Here is a 21,118-nt window from a genome sequence, read left to right on the forward strand (position 1 = left end):
CCAGGCCGCCGAGTGAATTGCTCCGGTGCGGGTACTACGGAGGCAGCAGCGCGCTAACCTGCTTTGTAGCCAATACCTGCTCAAGGCGGAGCGCGACTTCGCGAACGCGCGGCAATGTATTAGTGGACAGCGCAGCAGCCTCGACGGCTGCGCGCTCGCTGGCATAACACTGGCCTTCGAAGGCGCACTGCATGGCCAGTTCCGAGTTCGGCATTTCGCAGTCGCCACGCCGAGCGCACAGTGCAAGCCGCCATGCTTGCCAATAGCCAACCTGATCGAGCCCGCCGAATGGCACACCGTCGAGATAGCTGACCGGAAGCTCCTGCCCCGCGACGGCGGTCGACGCGAGTGAAGGCAACCAACGCTGCTCAAGAAGAGGGTCTCCGCTCGCCAAAACCGCATTGAGCCTGCTCTGCACTTCAGCGCGGCTTTCCGCCTTTTCAAAGAGGCTCGAATTCAGGGCCGCGAGAGCATCTTTTCCGCGGGCCCATTGCCTAAGAAACTGATCTTCCGACAAGCTAAGTTCGTGAGAGCTGAAGCCCGCGCACCGGCGCTGAAGCCATTCCAAATCCCCCAATCGGCGAGCCGACGCTTCGGAAGAGCCATCTTTGAGTTCGATTTTCTTGCGCGCGACAACGTCATCCTGAAGCCACGACTCACGAAGCGTCGAACACTCCATAGTGGCCGCCATCGCGTAGAGCATCGCACCGAGCTCCGAGCTTCGCTTCATCGCCTCAACAAAGACCCTCAGATCTGCACTTTCACGCAGGAGACTCAGTTTCGTCTTCGCATCACTAGGCAGGTGTGCTGAATCCGATCGATTCACCACAGCAGTCGTTTGCGACGCTTGTTTCACTGAGGGCTGAGTCAGGCTTCGTTCGCTCGCGCGCCCCTCGGGAGCACTCGCCAACTGCGACACGCCACTCTGCGTCGCGGATTGTTCGCCCCAGGATGCGAACAGGACGATGCTCGCAATGGCGGTCAATGCAATGATTCCCATCCAAGCGGTTCGAGACATGCTGTTATCCCTTGCCACAGATTGGACCCGGCCTTACCTGCCCATCGCCGCTCTTGTGAGCTACAGCTACCGGCGCCAGACCCGAATCACCCATTGCACCGGTAACCAGATATGTGGTTTGCCCATCATCCGCCCAAGTCACCGTGAACAGCCTGCCTGCGCCAGGCGACTGTCCCGCACCACGAACGGCACTGTGCATTCTGGTCGCAACAGTCCACAAAGCCGTGGGTTCAGCTGTCGAGACTGTCTCCCTTGCCGAAGCGTTGTACTCGTTTGCATAGCAGCGCACGTCCGTATACGGCTTGCCGATGACCGGCGCGCAGGGCTGGACGCGCTGACCTCGTTAGGGTCCGAAGGCCGAGAGGTCTCCGTTTGCCAACGCGGACTGAACCGCGCCAAGCGCTCGGCGGAAGCGCTGCACTTGCTCCGGGGTGGATGTGGCCTCGATTCTTGATTGCAGGCTACCTTCGCACTGTCCGAACGCTTGGCACAACCTCATGGAGCCGACCGAAGTTTCGCAACTACCCGCTATTGAACAAGCAGCGACGGCCCACGCTTGGACAAACGCATGCGAATCCTCCTCCGATAGTGGGGCTCCTTGAAAGGTCGCGTCTTTGCGACCCGCCCAGGTTTCGGCAACCTCGGAAAGCGCAAGAGGATCATTCGTCATTTGGACTACAGCCCACCGTGCGCTGGGCGTTGCCTTCTTGAACTCGCCGCTTGCATAAATCGCATCGAGTATTCGTCGGTCATCGGCGGACAACGGCAAGCTGCGTTGCTTCTGATAAATCTGCCCCCAAACTTTCGTGGTATTCCAGCGCGAGCGAACACGACGCGACCGTGGGCCAGTTCATCGACGCGAAAGTCTTGGCGGCATCGCATAGCTGCAAGGTGTGCAGAGCGTAGAACAACCCCTCTGGCGTTGGGGCCGAGAGGGCCTGCTGGATTCGTGCGGCCCAGTTCGCATCCGCGCTGTAGCCCGCGCGCGCCGTACGCCACCGGCTCGCAACATCCCCCATCCCGATAGGGGCAAGCGCCTTGGCCACCGGAGCGGCAACAACATGCACCGCACCGGCAGATGATGCAGCAGATGATATTTGTCTTGGCGCTTGTGCCGGCGTGTACGAACGTACTGCCACGCCAATATCGTTCTTATGAAAGAGAATGACAAAGAAAAAAGATATGGCACACAAGGCGCCGCCCCCTGCCACGAGCGCCGATGTCGGTATTTTCTTCATCTCAGTACTCGAATCCGATAGGTCAATCACAGGTCAACTGCCATGACGCAATCTGATCCCGGCACTCCGGTGCCGTACTCGATGCTACCCAGCAAAGTATGTGCACCAGCGGCAGTTGCGTACCGAAGGGTGAGTTTGGTTCCATCGGTGAGCCGTACGGTGAACTTGGTCCCATTCAAACTCACCTGCCAAACACCGCCCGTGGCTGCATCGATGTACTGACTCGCAAAGCGATGATCTGCGTATCCTCATATGTCGCGTTCACGTCGTACATGCCATGAGGATACGACGGTACTCGCACGCATGCGGACAGCGAGAACGCAGGGCCGACTACGACCACTATCAGCTCATTCAACACCAAGCTCGGCCCCGTCTTACTGGGGCCTCCGGCGGCACCGCGCCCAACGGACGTGAATCATAGATAGGGGGCCCCTGACCAGTACTGGCGGGAGTGTTGGCTCCGCCTGACGCGTACGAGCGAACACCATACCGAGCGCGAGGAACTGGCGGGCGCGCGCTTCGTGCCGCTGACCGGCGCGCAGGGCTGGCCCGGATGACATGCGTTCCGCTATTGGGTCAGCGGTCGATGGTCACCTCGTGCGATGAGGTCAGCCAACCGTGCAGCGACACGTTGAACCTCATGAAATCGCGCCTCACTGCCTGCATCTGCGCGGATAGCATCCAGTTCGCTGTTGAAGCACTCGCCTTCAAATGCGCAGCGCTGTTTGATGCTCGGGGGGCGCGATGCACAGTTCCCATTGGCAATGCACGCGCCTGCTTGCCATGCAAGCCAATACTCTGGCGCGCTCAACCCCCCGTAAGGCACACCATCGAGACTTATTTTCCCCCGGATGTGCTCAATCAATTGAAGTATCTCAGGGACTTGACGCTGGAGTAATGGCTCACCCGAGGCCATGAGCTGAGCCAGCATATCCATATAGGTCTGAGGTGTTCGCGCTGAAGAATTCATCATCTTGGAACGCAACTGAAGCATTGGGTCCTTAGATTTCGCGGCCTGTGTTTGAAAAGACCACTCATCCAGCTTCAGTTCGGCTTCGCTAAAGCCTGCGCATCGCCCTTCGATGAACTGCCAGTCGGCCAGACGCTGCCTTCCGCGCTCGCTCTGATCGAGAAGCACCTCGTGATGCTTGGCCTTGTTCTCGGGCGCGAGAAGATCAGTTCTGATCGCCAGACAGTCCAGCAGTGCAGTTGAAACGTACAGACCTGCCCCCATCTCAGCACTTCGCTTCATCTTCTCAACGAAGATCCGCAGATCAGCCGAGTTCTCGAAATCGGCGAATCGGGTTGCCTTGTCGGAGCGATTTACAGGAGGGACTGCCTGGGAATCAGCCGAACGCTGCACCGGGTCTTGAGCGAACTTCTCTGGCACCAGAGAAAGGTTGGCTTGTGACGTCGGCGCGTCTTTTTTGAGTGCTAACACATCGGCCGGCTTTGACGATCGATCGATCAGGGCATATACGGTTACCACGACGACCGCAATAAATCCGGCAAGCACTCCTATCCGCATGAATTTCATCCCTTGCCACATATCGGCCCCGACTCAACGACCCCACTCCCGCGCGTTTCTGCAACTTCGATCGTTGCTAACGCGGGAGTTCCAAGACTTCCTACAACCAAATAAGTAGTGGAACCACCGTCCGCCCAAGTTACCGTAAATGTTTTTGCCTTTGCAGAACCCGCCGCTTTGGCACTATGGAACACCCACACTGCCGCACCAAACTTGTCCTCCGCACTTGCAAACGAGGTCGTAGTATTGCCGGGCCCTGAATAGCAACGAACGTCGGTCACGAATTCCTTGCCCCCCCGCAACGATTGGCTCATTTAACACTAAGCTTGGCCCCATCTTACTGGGGCCTCCGGCAGCTCCGCCACCGGACGGATCTGAATCGTAAATGGGGGACGCCCTGACCGTTACCGGCGGAAGCGTCGGCTCTGTGGCCGAAAGCGCAGGTGCTGGAGAGTGGCACACAACGACAATGGTCAGAAGCCTGCACAGACTGCGAGTTGTGCGGTATGGCTTCATGCTCCCCTCATAAGACTGGAATTGTTCTCACTACTTTGAGCGGCTATGGCCATCACGAATATCCCTAATTCCGGCATTGAGCTGACATGGACCGCAGCGTCTGAACCACTCCTCCGACTAGAGAACATTTGCAAGCGCTACACCCTGCCGCGCGAGCGCCTGTTCGCCGCCGCGCCGCACGTCGATGCGCTGCAAGGCGTCAGCCTCGACCTGCGCGCCGGCCGCAGCCTCGGCGTGGTGGGCGAATCGGGCTCGGGCAAGTCGACGCTGGCACGCATCGCGATGGCGCTGGAGCCGCCGAGCAGCGGCCGCGTCGAGTTCATGGGCCGCGACCTGAACGCGCTGGGCGAGCGCGAACTGCGCGCAGCGCGGCGCGACTTCCAGATGGTGTTCCAGGACCCCTACGGCTCGCTCGACCCGCGCCAGCGCGTAGGCCGCATCGTCGCCGAGCCGCTGTGGCAAGGCAGCGCCGCCGAGCGCGAGCGCGCGGTGGCCGAGATGCTCGAGGCGGTGGGCCTGCGCGCCGGCGACGCGGCCAAGTACCCGCACGAGTTCTCCGGCGGCCAGCGCCAGCGCATCGCGATCGCGCGCGCGCTGGTGACGCGACCGAAACTGATCGTCGCCGACGAGCCGGTCAGCGCGCTCGACGTCTCGGTGCAGGCGCAGGTGCTCAACCTGCTGGTCGAACTGCAGCGGCGCTACGGCGTGACCTACCTGCTGATCAGCCACGACCTCGCGGTGGTCGGCCACGTCTGCGACGAGGTGGTGGTGATGCAGCACGGCCGCATCGTCGAGCGCGGCGACACGGACGCGGTGTTCGGCAATCCGCGGCACCCCTGCACGCAGGCCTTGCTCGCGGCGCACGGGGGCGAGGCCGCACCGATGACGTCACCGGCCTCCGCTACAGTGACGGCGACGCCCGACAGACCGTGAGCGAACCTTTGCTCCCGTTCGGGCTGAGCCTGTCGAAGCCCCGTCGCGCACCACGTGCGCCCTTCGACAAGCTCAGGGCGAACGGGATCTTCCACACCCTTCGAGGAGCTTCGATGCCCCGGTTTTCCCGCCTGCTCGCTTTCGGCCTGCTCGCCGCGCTGGCCGCCGCCGCCACCGCCCAGGTCCGCAAGGACAGCGTCGTGCTCGGCATGACGCTCGAACCCGCGCCCGGGCTCGACCCGACGATGGCCTCGGCGACCTCGATCGCCGAGGTGGTGCACCTCGGCGTGCTGGAGGGGCTGACCAGGATCGCGATGGATGGCTCGGTCAGCCCGCTGCTGGCCGAGGGCTGGAGCGTCGACCCCGACGGCAAGGTCTACACCTTCAGGCTGCGCCGCGGCGTGAAGTTCCACGACGGCGAGGCCTTCGACGCGAGCGACGTGAAGTTCAGCTTCGAGCGCGCCAAGGCCGAGGGTTCGACCAACAAGGCCAAGAAGTCGGTGTTCGACAACATCAGCCGCATAGCCACGCCCGACGCGTACACGGTGATCCTGGTGCTGAACCAGGCCGACGGCAACTTCCTGTTCCGCATGGGCGAGGCCACCGCCGTGATCCTCGACCCGAAGAGCGCGCCGGGCGTCGCGGCCCGGCCGGTGGGCACCGGCCCGTTCAGGTTCCAGGACTGGAAGAAGGGCAGCTCGATCACGCTCATCAAGAACCCCGAGTACCGCCACGCCGCGGCGGTGAAGATGAAGAAGGTGAGCTTCCGCTTCATCAGCGACCCGTCGGCGCAGGTGGCGGCGCTGCTGGCCGGCGACATCGACGGCATGCCGCGCTTCGGCGCGCCGCAGAACCTGGCGCAGTTCCAGGCCGACAAGCGCTTCACGGTGGCCACCGGCGGCACCGAGGGCAAGACGCTGGTCGCGATCAACAACAAGCGCAAGCCCTTCGACGATGTGCGCGTGCGCCGCGCCATCGCCGCCGCGGTGGACCGCAAGGCGGTCATCGACGGTGCGATGGAAGGCCACGGCGCGCCGATCGGCAGCCACCTCGTGCCCAGCGACGCGGGCTACGTCGACCTCACCGCCGCCAGCCCGCACGACCCCGAGAAGGCGCGGCGGCTGCTCAAGGAGGCCGGCGTCGCGCTGCCGCTGAACGTGACGCTGACGCTGCCGCCGCCGCAGTACGCGCGCAAGGGCGGCGAGATCGTCGCGGCGCAGCTCGCCAAGGTGGGCATCGTCGCGAAGATCGAGAACGTCGAGTGGGCGCAGTGGCTGGCCGGGCCCTTCAAGGGCAGCTACGACCTGACCATCATCAGCCACGTCGAACCGCTGGACTTCGACCGCTACGCCGACCCCGACTACTACTGGGGCTACGACAGCAAGGCCTTCCGCGCGCTGCTGGCGCAGTACAACGCCAGCACCGACCCGAAGGCGCGGCTGGAGGTGGTGGGCGACATCCAGCGCCGCCTCGCCGACGACCAGGTGAACGCCTGGCTGTTCCAGTTGCCGCAGTTCGCGGTGGCGCGCAAACCGCTCAAGGGCTTGTGGAGCAGCTCGCCGATCTTCGCCAACGACCTCGCGGCGCTGAGCTGGTGAGCGTGCGCGGGCCCGCCGTCCTGGCCGTGCTCGGCGCGCTGCTGCCCGCGGCGGCCGGCGCGCAGCCGGCCGCGCCGGCCGCCGCCGCATCCGCGCCCGGCACGACGCTCGAGGCGGTGACGGTCGAAGGCCGGCGCAACGACCCGACCGAGCTGCGCCGCAACGCCAGCGCGGCCAAGATCGTGATCGGCCGCGAGGAGATCGAGCAGTACGGCGACAGTTCGCTCGGCGAGGTGATCCGCCGCCTGCCCGGCGTCACGCAGGGCGGCCGGCCGGGGCGCGGCGGCGAGCTGCGCATGCGCGGCATGGGCAGCGGCTACACGCAGATCCTGATCGACGGCGAACGGCCGCCGCCGGGCTTCTCGATCGAGCAGATCTCGCCCGACATGGTCGAGCGCATCGAGCTGCTGCGCGCGCCCACCGCCGAGACCGGCACGCAGGCCATCGCCGGCACGATCAACGTCATCCTGCGCGAGCCGCTGCGCCGGCGCAGCACCGACTTCCGCCCCGCGCTGACGCTGGAGCGCGGGAGGCTCTCGCCGCAGCTCTCGCTGTCGCGCGACGGCGTGTTCGGCGAGGCGGGCAGCTTCAACCTCACGCTGAACGCCAGCGAGAACCACGAGCGCACCGACACCGCCACGCGCACCACCTTCGCCGACGGCGACACGGGCGCCGTGCTGCGCGACCAGGCCGACGACGAGACGGGCGACTCGCGGCGCCGGCGCCTCAACCTCTCGTCGCGCGTGCAGTGGCGGCTCGGGCCCGGCGAGCAGTTCTCGCTGCAGCCCTTCGTCGCGCGCAGCGAGTCGCGCAGCGCCAGCCACGCGACGCTGGCCGCGGTCGGCGCCGCGCCGCCGCCGCCCTACGCAAGCCGCGTCGGCAGCGGCGACACGACCGCCGACATCGCGCGCCTGAGCGCGCAGCTCACCCGGCGCATCGCCCCCGACACGCGCATCGAGCTGCGCGGTGGCGCGAGCCTGTTCGACTTCGACGGCACCTGGACGCAGCACCAGGCCGCCGCCGACGGCAGCACCGTGCTCGATTCGCGCAGCGGCACGCACATCCGCGACCGCTCGTGGTGGCTGACGAACAAGCTGATGCACAGCCTGGGCAGCGGCCACGCGCTGGTCGGCGGCGTCGAGCTGGAAGGCACGCGCCGCCGCGAACTCGGCGCCACCTTCATCGACGGCGTGCAGCAGGAAGGCGTGGGCGGCACCGAACTGGCCGCGCGCACGCGGCGCCATGCGTTCTACCTGCAGGACGAGTGGGATCCGGCGCGCGACTGGTCGGCCCATGCCGGCGTGCGCGTCGAGACGATCCGCTCACAGAGCGACAGCGGTATGGCGCCGGTGGACAAGCGCAGCACCGTCGTCTCGCCGCTGGCGCACCTGGTGTGGCGCTTCGACGCTCCCCGGCGCGACCAGTTGCGCCTGTCGCTGACGCAGAGCTACCGCGCGCCTACGCTGCGCAACCTCAGCGCGCTGCCGTGGCTGAACACGCTGTACCCGGTGCCGGGCGGCAACGTCGCCTCGTCGCCCGACCGCGCCGGCAACCCCGCGCTGAAACCCGAGCAGTCGCACGGCATCGACCTCGCGCTGGAGCGCTACCTCGGCCACGGCGGCGTGCTGTCGGTGAACCTGTTCCACCGCCGCATCCGCGACCTGATCCGCAACGTCACCGTGCTGGAAGACGTGGCCTGGGCCGCCGAGCCGCGCTGGGTGTCGCGGCCGCGCAATCTCGGCCGCGCGACCACGCAGGGCGTCGAGTTCGACGCCAAGTTCCGCCTCAGCGAATGGCGCGCCGGGCTGCCGCCGCTGGACCTGCGCATGAACCTGAGCCTGTACCGCTCGCGCGTAGCTTCGGTGCCCGGCCCCGACAACCGCATCGACCAGCAGCCGCGCGCCACCGGCAACCTCGGCGCCGACTACCGCTTTCCCGGCAGCGGCTGGAGCGTGGGCGGCAGCCTGGGCCTGACGCCCGGCTACCGCACGCAGCTCACCGAACTGCAAAGCCAGGAGCTGGGCTCGCGCCGCGTGCTCGACGCCTATGTGCTGTGGCACATCGACCCCGACACGCGGCTGCGCCTGGCGCTGTCGAACCTCGCGCCCCGGGACAGCGTCGGCAGCGCGAGCGTGCTGCAAGGCGCGCAGTGGCAGACCATCGAGACCACCGGGCGCACCGACCTGAACGCGACGCTGCGGCTGGAGATGAAGCTGTGAAGGACGACCTGCACGAATCGAGCGCCGTCGAACTGCTGGCCGCGTACCGCGCGCGCACGCTCGGCCCGGTGGAGGTGGTGCGCTCGGTGCTGCGCCGCATCGAGCGCTGGGAGCCGCACCTGCACGCCACCTATGCGCTCGACGCCGAGGGCGCGCTGGCGCAGGCCGAGGCCTCGCAGCAGCGCTGGCTGAAAGGCGAGCCGCTGGGCGCGCTCGACGGCGTGCCGGTGACGATCAAGGAGAACATCGCCACGCGCGGCGTGCCGGTGCCGCTGGGCACGGCCGCCACCGAACTGCGGCCCGCCGCGCAGGACGCGCCGCCGGCCGCGCGGCTGCGCGAAGCCGGCGCGGTGATTCTCTGCAAGACCACGATGCCGGACTACGGCATGCTGTCCTCGGGCCTGTCGAGCTTCCACGCGCTGACGCGCAACCCGTGGGACCCGAGCAAGAACCCGGGCGGCAGCAGCGCCGGCGCGGCCGCCGCCGCGGCGGCGGGCTACGGGCCGCTGCACCTGGGCACCGACATCGGCGGCTCGGTGCGCCTGCCGGCGGCGTGGTGCGGCATCGTCGCGCTCAAGCCCAGCCTCGGGCGCATTCCCATCCACCCGCCCTACGCCGGCCGCGTCGCCGGGCCGATGACACGCACGGTGGCCGACGCCGCGCTGATGATGGGCGTGCTCAGCCGCCCCGATGCGCGCGACACGATGAGCCTGCCCTGGCAGGACATCGCCTGGCACCGGCTCGACCGCGACGCCAGGGGCCTGCGCGTCGGCCTGCAGCTCGACGCCGGCTGGGGCCTGCCCGTCGAGCCCGAGACGCGCGCGGCGGTGCAGGCCGCGGCGCAGCGCTTCGCCGACGCGGGCGCGATCGTCGAGCCGGTGCCGCCCTTCATGACCCGCGCGATGATCGACGGCATGGACGCCTTCTGGCGCTGCCGGAGCTGGCTCGACATCGCCGCGCTGCCCGAAGCGCGGCGCGCGAAGGTGCTGCCCTTCATCCTCGAATGGGCGCGCGGCGGCGCGGCGCTCAGCGGCGAGCAGGTGTTCCGCGGCTACAGCCAGATGGGCGCGATGCGCGAGGCCGCGGTGGCCGCCTGCGCGCCCTTCGACGTGCTGATCAGCCCGACCGCGCCGATCGCCGCCTACGCCGCCGAGTGGCCCTCGCCCACCAACGATCCGGCGCGCCCGCTGGAGCACATCGGCTTCACGCTGCCTTTCAACATGAGCGAGCAGCCCTCGGCCAGCGTGAACTGCGGCTACACGTCCGGCGGCCTGCCGATCGGCCTGCAGATCAGCGGCCGGCGCCACGACGACCTCGGCGTGCTGCAGGTGGCGCGGCTGTGGGAGCGGCTGCGCGGCACGCAGCGGCCCTGGCCGGAACCCCCGGCGGCGTGAACACGATGCGGGACGCGCGCGGCAACCCGGTCGGCACCGCTTCGCCGCAGGCGCTGGCGCATGCCGAGACCGCGCTGTGGCGCATGTGCTCGTTCTACGACGCGCCGCTGGCCGACATAGACGCGGCCATCGCCGCCGACCCGCACTGGATGCTGCCGCACGTGATGCGCGCGAGCTTCCTGCTCACGCTCACCGAGCCCTCGCTGCTGCCCGACGTGCGCGCCGCGCTCGACCAGGCCGACCTGCTGGCCGCCGGCGCGCCGGAGCGCGAGCGCGCCCACTGGGCCGCCGCGAGCCGCTGCGCCTCGGGCGACTGGCACGGCGCCTGCGCGGCCTGGGAGCGCATCCTGCTCGACCACCCGCGCGACCTCCACGCGCTGCAATGGGCGCACCTGTTCGACTTCTACCGCGGCGACGCGCGCAACCTGCGCGGCCGCGTCGCCCGCGTGCTGCCAGAGTGGCCGGCGGACGACGCGCTGCGCCCCTACCTGCTGGGCATGCACGCCTTCGGCCTGGAAGAGAGCAACCTGCACGCGCAGGCCGAGACGGCGGGCCGCGAGGCCCTGGCGGCCGAGCCGCGCGTGCCTTGGGCCACGCACGCCGTCGCGCACGTGATGGAGATGCAGGGCCGCCACGCCGAAGGCGTCGCCTGGCTGAGCGCGCAGTCCACGGCCTGGCAGCAGGGCAACGGCTTCGCCGGGCACCTGTGGTGGCACCTCGCGCTGTTCCACCTCGAAGCGATGGACCTGGCCGGCGCGCTCGCGCTGTACGACGCCACCCAGGGCAGCGCGCATGCCGTGCTGACGCTGCAACGCCTGGACGGCGCGGCGCTGCTGTGGCGGCTGAAGCTGCTCGGCGCCGACCCGGGCGCGCGCTGGGCCGATCTCGCGCGCGGCTGGGACCTGACGCCGCGCGACGCCGGCCACTCGGCCTTCAACGACGCGCATGCGCTGATGGCGCTGCTCGGCCAGGGCGAGGCCGGCGCGGCGCAGGCCTTCGTCGCCGCCGTGCAGCGCCGCGCCGAACGCGGCAGCGACAGCAACGCCGCGATGGCACGCGAGGTCGGCCTGCCGCTGATGCGCGGCCTGCTGGCCTTCGACGCCGGCGACGCGCCCGCCGCCATCGCGCTGCTCGCGCCGCTGCGCGAGACGGCGCACCGCTTCGGCGGCAGCCATGCGCAGCGCGACCTGATCGAGCTGACGCTGCTGGCCGCCTGCGCGCTGCCGGGCGGCAGCCGCGCGCTCGGCCGCGCGCTGCTCAACGAACGCAGCCTGGCGCGCGACGGCACGCCGCAAATCCACCATTGGCGCGAACGACTCGCGCTCGGAGCCACGCGATGAACACGCTCACCAAACTCGCCCTCGGCCTGATCGGCCAGTTGAAGGCCCAGCCGCTCGCACCCGACGCCGCGCAGACCATGGCCCTGCCCTCCGCGCAGCGGCGCGGCGGCAAGCCGCTGTTCGAGGCGCTGCGCGAGCGCCAGTCGCGGCGCGAGTTCGCGCCCGAGCCGCTGGCGCCGCAGCAGCTCGCCGATGTGCTGTGGGCCGCCGCCGGCATCAACCGGCCCGAGCTGGGCGGCCGCACCACGCCCAGCGCGCTCAACGCGCAGGAGGTCGACGTCTATGCCGCGACGGCCGGCGGCCTGTACCGCTACGACCCGGCCGCGCATGCGCTGGTGCTCGTCGCCGCGGCCGACGTGCGGCGCGTCACCGGCTACCAGGACTTCGTCGACGCCGCGCCGCTGGACCTGATCTACGTGGCCGACCATGCGCGCATGAAGATGGTGCCGGCAGCGCAGCGCGCGCCGTATGCCTTCGCCGCCGCCGGCGCGATGGCGCAGAGCGTCTACCTGTGCTGCGCGTCGTCGGGGCTGGCGGCGGTGCTGCGCGCCTGGTTCGACCAGCGCGCGCTGGCCGACGCGATGGGCTTGTCGCCCGACCAGCACCTGCTGCTGTCGCAGACGGTCGGCCGGCCGGCGGCTCACACGTAGGGTTCGGCCAGGGCCTCGTTGGCGATCACGCGCTGCACGGCCGGGCGCGCGAGCATGCGCCGCAGGTAGGCGCCCAGGCGCGGCAGCGTGCGCGCCGGGCGCGCCATGCCGCGCGTCCAGCGGCACAGCATGAAGACGTAGGGGTCGAGCGCGCCGAAGCGCTCGCCGAGGAACCACGGCCCGCCGTGGCGCGCCAGCTCGGCTTCGAGCTGGTCGACCATGGCGGCGATGTGCGCCTCGGCATGGCGCTTGACCTGCGCCGCGCCCTCGGCGCCGTCGGCCCAGCGCTCGCTGTAGAAGTACAGCGGCATCTCGGCCTGCAGCGTGTTCGACAGCCACATCAGCCACTTGTAGAACATCGCCCGCTCGGCGCCGCCCGGCGCGGGCGCGAGCGCCGCCTGCGGGTGCGTGTCGAGCAGGTGCAGCACGATGGCGGCGGTTTCGTAGAGCACCAGCTCGCCGTCGACCAGCACCGGGATCTTGCCGTTCGGGTTGAGCGCCAGGTAGGCCGGCGAGCGGTGCGCGCCGGCCGCGCGGTCGACCAGCACACGCTCGTAGGGCACGCCGAGTTCCTCCAGCAGCATGTGCGGCGTCATGCTGGCGTTGCTGGGGTAGTAGTGGAGCTGCATCACGGCGCGGCCTCCAGCGTCGCCTGCGCCACCGCGTGCTCCCAGCGCTGCATCAGCTCCTGCGCGCGCTCGCGCGCCAGCGTCGGCATGAAGCGGCGCTCCACCTGCCATTGCGCGCTGAGTTCGTCGAGCCCGCGCCACACGCCGCAGGACAGCCCGGCGAGGTAGGCGGCGCCGAGCGCGGTGGTCTCGATCACCTGCGGGCGCACCACCGGGATGCCCAGCAGGTCGGCCTGGAACTGCATCAGCAGGTCGTTGACGCAGGCGCCGCCGTCGACGCGCAGTTCGGCCACCGGCGCGCCGCCGCTGGCCACCGCGTCGCGGCTCATCGCCTGCAAGAGCGCGGCGCTCTGGAAGGCGATGCTCTCCAGCGCCGCGCGCGCGATGTGCGCCACCGTGCTGCCGCGCGTCAGGCCGACGATGGCGCCGCGCGCCTCGGGCTTCCAGTAGGGCGCGCCCAGGCCGGTGAAGGCCGGCACGAACATCACGCCGCCCGAGTCGGGCACGCTCTGCGCGAGCTGCTGCACCGCGCCGCTGGCCTCGATCGCGCGCAGCCCGTCGCGCAGCCACTGCACCACCGCGCCGCCGATGAAGACGCTGCCTTCGAGGGCGAACTCGGGCGTCCACGTCGGCGCCCGGCCGCCCGAAGCCGGCGTGGCGCCCCCTCGGGGGGCCGGCGCGTCGCGCCGTGGGGGCGCCATGACATGGGGCTGCGCGGCGCTGGTGGTGATCAGGCCGTTGGCCGAGGTCTGGAAGCGCGTGCCGGTGTGCATCAGCATGAAGCAGCCGGTGCCGTAGGTGTTCTTCGCCAGCCCCGCCTTGAAGCAGGCCTGGCCGAACAGCGCGCTCTGCTGGTCGCCGGCCACGCCGCCGATCGGCAGCGAGGCGCCGAGCAGCTCGGCGCGCGCGTGGCCGTAGACGTGCGACGAGGGCCGCACCTCGGGCAGCACCTCGCGCGGCACGGCCAGGATCTTCAGCAGCTCGTCGTCCCAGCGGTTCGTGTGCACGTCCAGCATCAGCGTGCGCGAGGCGTTGCTGACGTCGGTGGCGTGCACGGCGCCGCCGGTGAGCTGCCACATCAGCCAACTGTCGACGGTGCCGAAGGCCAGCTCGCCGGCCTCGGCGGCGGCGCGCGCGCCGGGCACCTCGTCGAGGATCCACTTCAGCTTGGTGCCGGAGAAGTAGGCGTCGACGATCAGGCCGGTCTTGCGCCTGAACAGCGCCTCCAGCCCCTGCGCGCGCAGCGCCGCGCAGGTGGGCTCGGCGCGCCGGTCCTGCCAGACGATGGCGTTGTAGACCGGCTCGCCCGTGCGGCGGTTCCACACCAGCGTGGTCTCGCGCTGGTTGGTGATGCCGATGGAGGCGATGTCGGCCGCCTTCAGCCCGGCCTTGGCCAGCGCCTCCCGCGCGGTGGCGAGCTGGGTGGCCCAGATCTCCTTCGGGTCGTGCTCCACCCAGCCGGGCTGCGGGTAGATCTGGCGGAACTCGCGCTGCGCCAGCGCGACGATGCGGCCCTGCGCGTCGAAGACGATGCTGCGCGAGCTGGAGGTGCCCTGGTCGAGGGCGAGGATGAACTTGCTCACGGTGCGATGTTCAGTTGCACGCCGGCCTCGGCCAGCAGCGCGGGAAAGGGCGCGGGCGGCGCCGCGTCGGTGTAGATCGCGTCGATCTGGTCGAGCCGCGCCAGCTCCACCATCGCCGGGCGGTTGAACTTGCTGTGGTCGGCCGCCAGCCACACCTCGCGCGCGTGGCCGATGATGGCCTTGGCCACCTTCACCTCGCGGTAGTCGAAGTCGCGCAGCGTGCCGTCGGCCTCGATCGCCGAGATGCCGATCAGCGCGATGTCGACCTTGAACTGCGCGATGAAGTCCACCGTCGCCTCGCCGACGATGCCGCGGTCGCGGCCGCGCACCACGCCGCCGGCGACGATCACCTCGCAGTCGGGGTTGTCGGACAGGATCGCCGCGACGTTCAGGTTGTTGGTGATCACGCGCAGGCCCTTGTGGCGCAGCAACTCGCGCGCGATCGCCTCGGTGGTGGTGCCGATGTTGATGATCAGCGAGCAGTTCTCCGGCACGGCCCGGGCCACCGCGCGCGCGATGCGCTGCTTGGCGCCCTCGTTGAGCTTCTGGCGCTGGCGGTAGGCGATGTTCTCGGTGGTCGAGGCCGGCACGCGCACGCCGCCGTGGAAGCGCGCAAGCAGGCCCTCGTCGGACAGCAGCTTGACGTCGCGGCGCACCGTCTGAAGCGTCACGCCGAACTGCTCGGCCAACGCCTCCACCGTCATCACGCCGCGGTCGCGCACGGCTTCGAGCAGGTCCGACTGGCGCGGATTCGGTGTCATGGCGGCGAGGGTAGCGCTGTGGAGCGGGCGAACGGACATAGTGCTAACCCGCTTGCATTCGCTCATCGTAAAGGCTAAAACGCAGCGTTTCGCGCAAAAGCGAAAACACACGAACTCAAAACGAACATGACCGCCCCGCCCCCCGCCCCGCTGGCCTGCGACGTGCTCGTCGTCGGCGGCGGCATCAACGGCGCCGGCATCGCGCGCGACCTCGCCGGGCGCGGCCTGAGCGTCGTGGTGGCGGAGAAGGACGACCTCGCCTCGCACACCTCGTCGTCGTCGACCAAGCTGATCCACGGCGGGCTGCGCTACCTGGAGTACTACGAGTTCGCGCTGGTGCGCAAGGCGCTGGCCGAGCGCGAGGTGCTGCTCAAGAGCGCGCCGCACATCATGCGGCCGCTGCGTTTCGTGATGCCGCACGACCCCGGCATGCGGCCGGCGTGGATGATCCGCGCCGGGCTGTTCCTGTACGACCACCTGGCGCGCCGCGAGGTGCTGCCCGGCTCGGCGACGGTCGATCTGCGCTCGCACCCGGCCGGCGCGCCGCTGAAGCCGCGCTTTCGCACCGGCTTCGTCTATTCCGACGGCTGGGTCGACGACGCCCGGCTGGTGGTGCTGGCCGCGCTGGACGCCAAGGCGCGCGGCGCCACCGTGCTGACGCGCACCGCCTGCATCGCCGCGCGGCGCGGCGCGGGTGAATGGCGGGCGACGCTGCGCAGCGACGACGGCCAGGAGCGCAGCGTGACGGCGCGCGCGCTGGTCAACGCCGCCGGGCCGTGGGCGGCGCAGTTCCTCGCCGAGCATGCGCACGCGCCGCGCGCCAAGGCGCTGCGGCTGGTCAAGGGCAGCCACATCGTCGTGCCGAGGATGTTCGAGCACGAGCACGCCTACATCTTCCAGAACCCCGACAAGCGCATCATCTTCGCGATCCCCTACGAGGGCGAGTTCACGCTGATCGGCACCACCGACGTGGAGCACCACGGCGCGATCGGCGCGGCGCGCATCGACACGCGGGAGATCGCCTACCTGTGCGAGCAGGCCAGCCGCTACTTCGCGCGCGCCGTGCAGCCGGCCGACGTGGTGTGGAGCTACTCCGGCGTTCGCCCGCTGCTCGACGACGACTCGGGCGACCCGGCGGCGGTGACGCGCGACTACGCGCTCGAACTCGACACCGCGCAGGCGCCGCTGCTCAACGTCTGGGGCGGCAAGATCACCACCTTCCGCAAGCTCGCCGAGGAAGCCGCCGACCTGCTGGCCGCGCCGCTGGGCTGCGCGCGCGGCGCCTGGACCGAAGGCGCGCTGCTGCCCGGCGGCGACCTCGGCGCGACGCAACGGCCCCGTCACGACATCGCCGGCGACTTCAGCCGCTTCGTGCAGTCGCTCGCGCTGGCGCACCCCGAACTGGCGCCGCCGCTGGTGCGGCGCCTGGCGCGCGCCTACGGCTCGCGCGCCGTCGGGCTGCTGCAGCGCCCGCTCGGCGCCGAGGTGGCGCCCGGCCTGCACGAAGCCGAGCTGGACTTCCTGCACGACGAAGAATGGGCGCGCAGCGCCGACGACGTGCTGTGGCGGCGCAGCAAGCTCGGGCTGCACTACGACGAACGCCAGCGCGCCGCAGTGGACGACTGGTGCCGCGCGCGGTGGCAGGCCCGCAGCGAACGGCTGGCCGCGACGGAGACCTCATGGAACTGACGCTGGAGCGCATCGAGCAGAAGGTGGGCGCGGCGACCCACCTCTACCCGCTCGACCTGCGGCTGGCGCCGCGCGCCGTCACGGTGCTGCTCGGCGCCACGCAGGCCGGCAAGACCTCGCTGATGCGCGTGATGGCCGGGCTCGACGCGCCGCACGCCGGCCGCGTGATCGCCGACGGCCGCGACGTCACCGGCATGCCGGTGCGCGAGCGCAACGTGGCCATGGTCTACCAGCAGTTCATCAACTACCCCTCGATGACGGTGGCCGACAACATCGCCTCGCCGCTGAAGCTGCGCGGCGAGAAGAACATCGCCGGGCGCGTGGCCGAGCTGGCCGCCAGGCTGCACATCGAGCCCTTCCTGGCGCGCCTGCCGGCCGAGCTGTCCGGCGGCCAGCAGCAGCGCGTGGCGCTGGCGCGCGCTCTGGCCAAGCAGGCGCCGCTGATGCTGCTCGACGAGCCGCTGGTGAACCTCGACTACAAGCTGCGCGAGGAACTGCGCGAGGAGCTGACGCAGCTCTTCGCCGCCGGCGAATCGACCGTGGTCTACGCCACCACCGAGCCCACCGAGGCGCTGCTGCTGGGCGGCCACACCGCGGTGCTGGACGCCGGCGAGCTGCTGCAGTACGGGCCCACCGCCGAGGTGTTCCGGCGCCCGAAGTCGATCCGCGTCGCGCGCGCCTTCAGCGACCCGCCGATGAACCTGCTGCCGGCCAGCGCGGCGTCGATCGGCGTGACGCTGGCGTCCGGGCTCGATCTGTCGGTGCCCCTGCCCAGCACCGCGAGCAGCGCGCTGACCATCGGCATACGCGCCAGCGCCCTGCGCGTGCGGCAACGCGAGGGCGACGTGGCGCTGCCCGGCACCGTGGAGCTGGCCGAGATCTCCGGCTCCGACACCTTCGTGCACGCCGCCACGCCGGTCGGCGAGCTGGTGGCGCAGCTCACCGGCGTGCACCAGTTCCAGCTCGGCGCGGCGGTGACGCTCTGCCTCGACCCGGCGCAGGTGTACGTGTTCGATGCGAACGGCGACCTGCTGGTCGCGCCGGAAGGACCTTGACATGGCCCGCATCGACCTCGACCTCGCCCACAGCTACCGCCCGAACCCGCAGCGCGACGAGGACTACGCGCTGCTGCCGCTGAAGATGAGCTTCGCCGACGGCGGCGCCTACGCGCTGCTGGGCCCCTCGGGCTGCGGCAAGACCACCATGCTCAACATCATCTCGGGGCTGGTGGTGCCTTCGCAGGGCACGGTGAGGTTCGGCGAGCGCGACGTCACGCGGCTGTCGCCGCAGCAGCGCAACATCGCGCAGGTGTTCCAGTTCCCGGTGATCTACGACACGATGACGGTCGCCGAGAACCTCGCCTTCCCCTTGCGCAACCGCGGCGTCGCGCCGGAGCGCATCCGGCAGCGTGTCGGCCACATCGCCGAGATGCTCGAACTCTCGGGCCAGCTCGACCGCCGCGCGGCCGGCCTCGCGGCGGACGCCAAGCAGAAGATCTCGCTGGGCCGCGGGCTGGTGCGCGAGGACGTGTCGGCGGTGCTGTTCGACGAGCCGCTGACGGTGATCGACCCGCACCTGAAGTGGCAGTTGCGCCGCAAGCTCAAGCAGATCCACCACGAGCTGAAGCTCACGCTGGTGTACGTGACGCACGACCAGGTCGAGGCGCTGACCTTCGCCGACCAGGTGGTCGTGATGACACGCGGCCGCGCGGTGCAGGTGGGCACGGCCAGCGAGCTGTTCGAGCGGCCGCGCCACACCTTCGTCGGCCACTTCATCGGCTCGCCGGGCATGAACTTCCTGCCGGCCTCGGTGCTCGGCGGCGCGCCGGCCGGCGCGGCGACGCTGGGCGTGCGGCCGGAGTACGTCACGCTCGCGGCGCCGCACGCCGCCGGCGCCGTGCCCGCCACGGTGGCGCGGCTGCAGGACATCGGCACCTACTGGCTGCTCAGCGCCGCGCTGGCCGACGGCAGCGTGGTGCGCGCGCGGCTCGGCGGCGAGCAGGCGCTGCCGCGCGTCGGCCAGAGCGTCTGGCTCGCGCTGGCCGGCACGCACACCTGCTGGTACGGCGCCAACGAGGAACTGGTGACATGAACGTCAAGCCCGTCAACCAGAAAGCCTGGCTGCTGATCCTGCCGGTGGTGATCTGCGTCGCCTTCTCGGCCATCCTGCCGCTGATGACGGTGGTGAACTACTCGGTGCAGGACATCATCTCGCCCGAGCGCCGCGTGTTCGTCGGCACCGAGTGGTTCAAGGCGGTGATGCGCGACGACGACCTGCAAGGCGCGCTGCTGCGCCAGATCGGCTTCTCGCTGGCGGTGCTGGTGGTCGAGATCCCGCTGGGCATCGCGCTGGCGCTGGCGATGCCGGCCAGGGGCTGGAAGGCCTCGGCGGTGCTGGTGATCGTCGCGATCTCGCTGCTGATCCCGTGGAACGTGGTCGGCACGATCTGGCAGATCTACGGCCGCACCGACATCGGCCTGCTCGGCGCGGCGCTGGCCAAGCTGGGCATCGACTACAGCTACACCGGCAACGCCACCGACGCCTGGCTGACCGTGCTGGTGATGGACGTGTGGCACTGGACGCCGCTGGTGGCGCTGCTGTGCTACGCCGGGCTGCGCGCGATTCCCGACGCCTACTACCAGGCGGCGCGCATCGACGGCGCCTCCAAGCTCGCGGTGTTCCGCTTCATCCAGCTTCCCAAGCTGCGCGGCGTGCTGATGATCGCGGTGCTGCTGCGCTTCATGGACAGCTTCATGATCTACACCGAGCCCTTCGTGCTGACCGGCGGCGGGCCCGGCAACGCGACCACCTTCCTCAGCCAGTACCTGACGCAGAAGGCCGTCGGCCAGTTCGACCTCGGCCCCGCGGCGGCCTTCTCGCTGATCTACTTCCTGATCATCCTGCTGCTGTGCTTCATCCTCTACAACTGGATGCAGCGCGTGGGCACCGCGGACAAGGAGGCGGCCCATGCATGAGCAGCGTTTCCACAAGCGGGTGGTCTTCCTGATCGCCTACCTCGTGTTCGCCATCCTGCCGGTGTACTGGATGGTCAACATGAGCTTCAAGACCAACGAGGAGATCCTCGGCACCTTCTCGCTGTGGCCGCAGGCCTTCACCTGGGACAACTACAAGGTGATCTTCACCGACGCGTCCTGGTACTCGGGCTACATCAACTCGATGATCTACGTGGCGATCAACACGGTCGTCTCGCTGCTCGTCGCGCTGCCGGCGGCCTATGCGTTCAGCCGCTATTCCTTCCTCGGCGACAAGCACGTCTTCTTCTGGCTGCTGACCAACCGCATGACGCCGCCGGCGGTGTTCCTGCTGCCCTTCTTCCAGCTCTACACCACGCTCGGGCTGATGGACACGCACATCGCGGTGGCGCTGGCGCACCTGGTGTTCAACGTGCCGCTGGCGGTGTGGATCCTGGAAGGTTTCATGAGCGGCGTGCCGCGCGAGATCGACGAAACCGCCTACATCGACGGCTACTCGTTCCCGCGCTTCTTCCTGACCATCTTCATCCCGCTGATCAAGGCCGGCGTCGGCGTGGCGGCGTTCTTCTGCTTCATGTTCTCGTGGGTCGAGCTGCTGATGGCGCGCACGCTGACCAGCGTCAACGCCAAGCCGATCGTCGCGACGATGACCCGCACCGTCAGCGCCTCCGGCATGGACTGGGGCGTGCTCGCCGCCGCCGGCGTGCTGACCATCGTGCCCGGTGCGATCGTGATCTGGTTCGTGCGCAACTACATCGCGAAGGGCTTCGCGATGGGGCGGGTGTGATGAGCATGAGCGTGGCTTTGCCTGCAACCGGTGGAGCGAGCTCGGCCCGGCGAGGCGCCCTGCTCCGCTCATGTCCCCCGGCCACGGCCTGCGGCCGTGACCTCCTCCTTGACTTCGCTGCGCAGGGCGCCCCACCGGGCCAAGCCGGCGCCAGCGAGCGCTGTGGATCGCCGCACGCCTTCGTTGGTGGTGGGGGCGCGGTCGTGGGGTGGCCCACGCAGCGAAGTAAAGGAGGAGGCTCG

Annotated in this window: 17 protein-coding genes; 11 read left to right on the top strand and 6 right to left on the bottom strand. The window is 69.4% G+C overall.

The window, feature by feature from the left end:
• Window positions 1–34: 34 nt before the first annotated feature.
• The 3 genes from QM792_RS00955 to QM792_RS00965 all read right to left on the bottom strand — a co-directional run bounded on the left by QM792_RS00955 (window position 35) and on the right by QM792_RS00965 (window position 3,793).
• Window positions 35–1,018: a hypothetical protein gene (locus QM792_RS00955; RefSeq protein ID WP_415147300.1), complete on the bottom strand. Its 984-nt coding sequence runs from the start codon at window positions 1,016–1,018 to the stop codon at window positions 35–37.
• A gap of 749 nt (window positions 1,019–1,767) precedes the next feature.
• Window positions 1,768–2,256 (bottom strand): hypothetical protein, encoded by a 489-nt coding sequence (locus tag QM792_RS00960; protein ID WP_415147301.1) that lies wholly within the window; start codon window positions 2,254–2,256, stop codon window positions 1,768–1,770.
• Window positions 2,257–2,824: 568 nt separating this feature from the next.
• Window positions 2,825–3,793 (bottom strand): hypothetical protein, encoded by a 969-nt coding sequence (locus tag QM792_RS00965; protein WP_415147302.1) that lies wholly within the window; start codon window positions 3,791–3,793, stop codon window positions 2,825–2,827.
• A 552-nt stretch (window positions 3,794–4,345) separates the two neighbouring features.
• Between QM792_RS00965 and QM792_RS00970 the strand changes: the two genes are divergently transcribed.
• From QM792_RS00970 to QM792_RS00995, 6 genes are all read left to right on the top strand, one after another.
• Window positions 4,346–5,233, top strand: coding sequence for an ATP-binding cassette domain-containing protein (locus tag QM792_RS00970; protein WP_415147303.1), 888 nt, complete (start codon window positions 4,346–4,348; stop codon window positions 5,231–5,233).
• Between the two features lie 113 nt (window positions 5,234–5,346).
• Window positions 5,347–6,831: an ABC transporter substrate-binding protein gene (locus QM792_RS00975; RefSeq protein ID WP_415147304.1), complete on the top strand. Its 1,485-nt coding sequence runs from the start codon at window positions 5,347–5,349 to the stop codon at window positions 6,829–6,831.
• A complete protein-coding gene (locus tag QM792_RS00980) occupies window positions 6,828–9,050 on the top strand; it encodes a TonB-dependent receptor plug domain-containing protein (protein WP_415147305.1) in 2,223 nt (740 codons plus the stop codon). Before QM792_RS00975 ends, QM792_RS00980 begins: the two co-directional genes overlap by 4 nt.
• On the top strand, window positions 9,047–10,444 hold the full coding sequence (locus QM792_RS00985) for an amidase (RefSeq protein WP_415147306.1): 1,398 nt from the start codon (window positions 9,047–9,049) through the stop codon (window positions 10,442–10,444). The genes QM792_RS00980 and QM792_RS00985 overlap by 4 nt, the downstream gene beginning before the upstream one ends.
• Window positions 10,445–10,449: 5 nt before the next feature.
• The gene (locus QM792_RS00990; RefSeq protein WP_415147307.1) at window positions 10,450–11,784 is read left to right on the top strand and encodes a tetratricopeptide repeat protein; all 1,335 of its coding nucleotides are present in this window, start codon (window positions 10,450–10,452) and stop codon (window positions 11,782–11,784) included.
• Complete coding sequence (locus tag QM792_RS00995) at window positions 11,781–12,434, top strand: nitroreductase family protein (protein WP_415147308.1); 654 nt, start codon at window positions 11,781–11,783, stop codon at window positions 12,432–12,434. Before QM792_RS00990 ends, QM792_RS00995 begins: the two co-directional genes overlap by 4 nt.
• Here QM792_RS00995 and QM792_RS01000 read toward each other — a convergent pair.
• From QM792_RS01000 to QM792_RS01010, 3 genes are read right to left on the bottom strand one after another with little or no spacing between them, the layout of a single operon-like run.
• The gene (locus tag QM792_RS01000; protein ID WP_415147886.1) at window positions 12,425–13,063 is read right to left on the bottom strand and encodes a glutathione S-transferase family protein; all 639 of its coding nucleotides are present in this window, start codon (window positions 13,061–13,063) and stop codon (window positions 12,425–12,427) included. The two genes, QM792_RS00995 and QM792_RS01000, sit on opposite strands and share 10 nt — an antisense overlap.
• On the bottom strand, window positions 13,063–14,646 hold the full coding sequence (gene glpK, locus QM792_RS01005) for a glycerol kinase GlpK (protein ID WP_415147309.1): 1,584 nt from the start codon (window positions 14,644–14,646) through the stop codon (window positions 13,063–13,065). The genes QM792_RS01000 and glpK overlap by 1 nt, the downstream gene beginning before the upstream one ends.
• Window positions 14,643–15,407, bottom strand: a complete 765-nt coding sequence (locus tag QM792_RS01010) for a DeoR/GlpR family DNA-binding transcription regulator (RefSeq protein WP_415147310.1) — start codon at window positions 15,405–15,407, stop codon at window positions 14,643–14,645. The genes glpK and QM792_RS01010 overlap by 4 nt, the downstream gene beginning before the upstream one ends.
• 126 nt (window positions 15,408–15,533) lie before the next feature.
• On the opposite strand from QM792_RS01010, the gene glpD reads away from it, so the two are divergent.
• Genes glpD through QM792_RS01035 form a run of 5 tightly spaced genes read left to right on the top strand, consistent with a single transcriptional unit; the run spans window position 15,534 to window position 20,876 of the window.
• A complete protein-coding gene (gene glpD, locus QM792_RS01015; protein ID WP_415147311.1) occupies window positions 15,534–17,096 on the top strand; it encodes a glycerol-3-phosphate dehydrogenase in 1,563 nt (520 codons plus the stop codon).
• Window positions 17,087–18,151 (top strand): ABC transporter ATP-binding protein, encoded by a 1,065-nt coding sequence (locus QM792_RS01020; protein ID WP_415147312.1) that lies wholly within the window; start codon window positions 17,087–17,089, stop codon window positions 18,149–18,151. The genes glpD and QM792_RS01020 overlap by 10 nt, the downstream gene beginning before the upstream one ends.
• Window position 18,152: 1 nt before the next feature.
• Window positions 18,153–19,187, top strand: a complete 1,035-nt coding sequence (locus QM792_RS01025; RefSeq protein WP_415147313.1) for an ABC transporter ATP-binding protein — start codon at window positions 18,153–18,155, stop codon at window positions 19,185–19,187.
• Entirely contained in the window at window positions 19,184–20,071 is an 888-nt protein-coding gene (locus QM792_RS01030) for a carbohydrate ABC transporter permease (protein WP_415147314.1), read from the top strand. Before QM792_RS01025 ends, QM792_RS01030 begins: the two co-directional genes overlap by 4 nt.
• A complete protein-coding gene (locus QM792_RS01035) occupies window positions 20,064–20,876 on the top strand; it encodes a carbohydrate ABC transporter permease (RefSeq protein ID WP_415147315.1) in 813 nt (270 codons plus the stop codon). Before QM792_RS01030 ends, QM792_RS01035 begins: the two co-directional genes overlap by 8 nt.
• The last annotated feature ends 242 nt before the right edge of the window (window positions 20,877–21,118 follow it).

Origin of the sequence: Piscinibacter sp. (assembly GCF_047600445.1) — a bacterium.
GTDB lineage: Bacteria > Pseudomonadota > Gammaproteobacteria > Burkholderiales > Burkholderiaceae_C > Piscinibacter.

Bases quoted from the DNA above. Each gene is read 5' to 3' on its own strand.
- QM792_RS01035 (WP_415147315.1), top strand. From the start codon at position 20,064: ATGCATGAGCAGCGTTTCCACAAGCGGGTGGTCTTCCTGATCGCCTAC.
- QM792_RS00990 (WP_415147307.1), top strand. From the start codon at position 10,450: ATGCGGGACGCGCGCGGCAACCCGGTCGGCACCGCTTCGCCGCAGGCG.
- QM792_RS00975 (WP_415147304.1), top strand. From the start codon at position 5,347: ATGCCCCGGTTTTCCCGCCTGCTCGCTTTCGGCCTGCTCGCCGCGCTG.
- QM792_RS01025 (WP_415147313.1), top strand. From the start codon at position 18,153: ATGGCCCGCATCGACCTCGACCTCGCCCACAGCTACCGCCCGAACCCG.
- QM792_RS01020 (WP_415147312.1), top strand. From the start codon at position 17,087: ATGGAACTGACGCTGGAGCGCATCGAGCAGAAGGTGGGCGCGGCGACC.
- QM792_RS00970 (WP_415147303.1), top strand. From the start codon at position 4,346: ATGGCCATCACGAATATCCCTAATTCCGGCATTGAGCTGACATGGACC.
- QM792_RS00995 (WP_415147308.1), top strand. From the start codon at position 11,781: ATGAACACGCTCACCAAACTCGCCCTCGGCCTGATCGGCCAGTTGAAG.
- QM792_RS01000 (WP_415147886.1), bottom strand. From the start codon at position 13,063: ATGCAGCTCCACTACTACCCCAGCAACGCCAGCATGACGCCGCACATG.
- QM792_RS00965 (WP_415147302.1), bottom strand. From the start codon at position 3,793: ATGAAATTCATGCGGATAGGAGTGCTTGCCGGATTTATTGCGGTCGTC.
- glpD (WP_415147311.1), top strand. From the start codon at position 15,534: ATGACCGCCCCGCCCCCCGCCCCGCTGGCCTGCGACGTGCTCGTCGTC.
- QM792_RS01030 (WP_415147314.1), top strand. From the start codon at position 19,184: ATGAACGTCAAGCCCGTCAACCAGAAAGCCTGGCTGCTGATCCTGCCG.
- QM792_RS00960 (WP_415147301.1), bottom strand. From the start codon at position 2,256: ATGAAGAAAATACCGACATCGGCGCTCGTGGCAGGGGGCGGCGCCTTG.
- QM792_RS00955 (WP_415147300.1), bottom strand. From the start codon at position 1,018: ATGTCTCGAACCGCTTGGATGGGAATCATTGCATTGACCGCCATTGCG.
- QM792_RS01010 (WP_415147310.1), bottom strand. From the start codon at position 15,407: ATGACACCGAATCCGCGCCAGTCGGACCTGCTCGAAGCCGTGCGCGAC.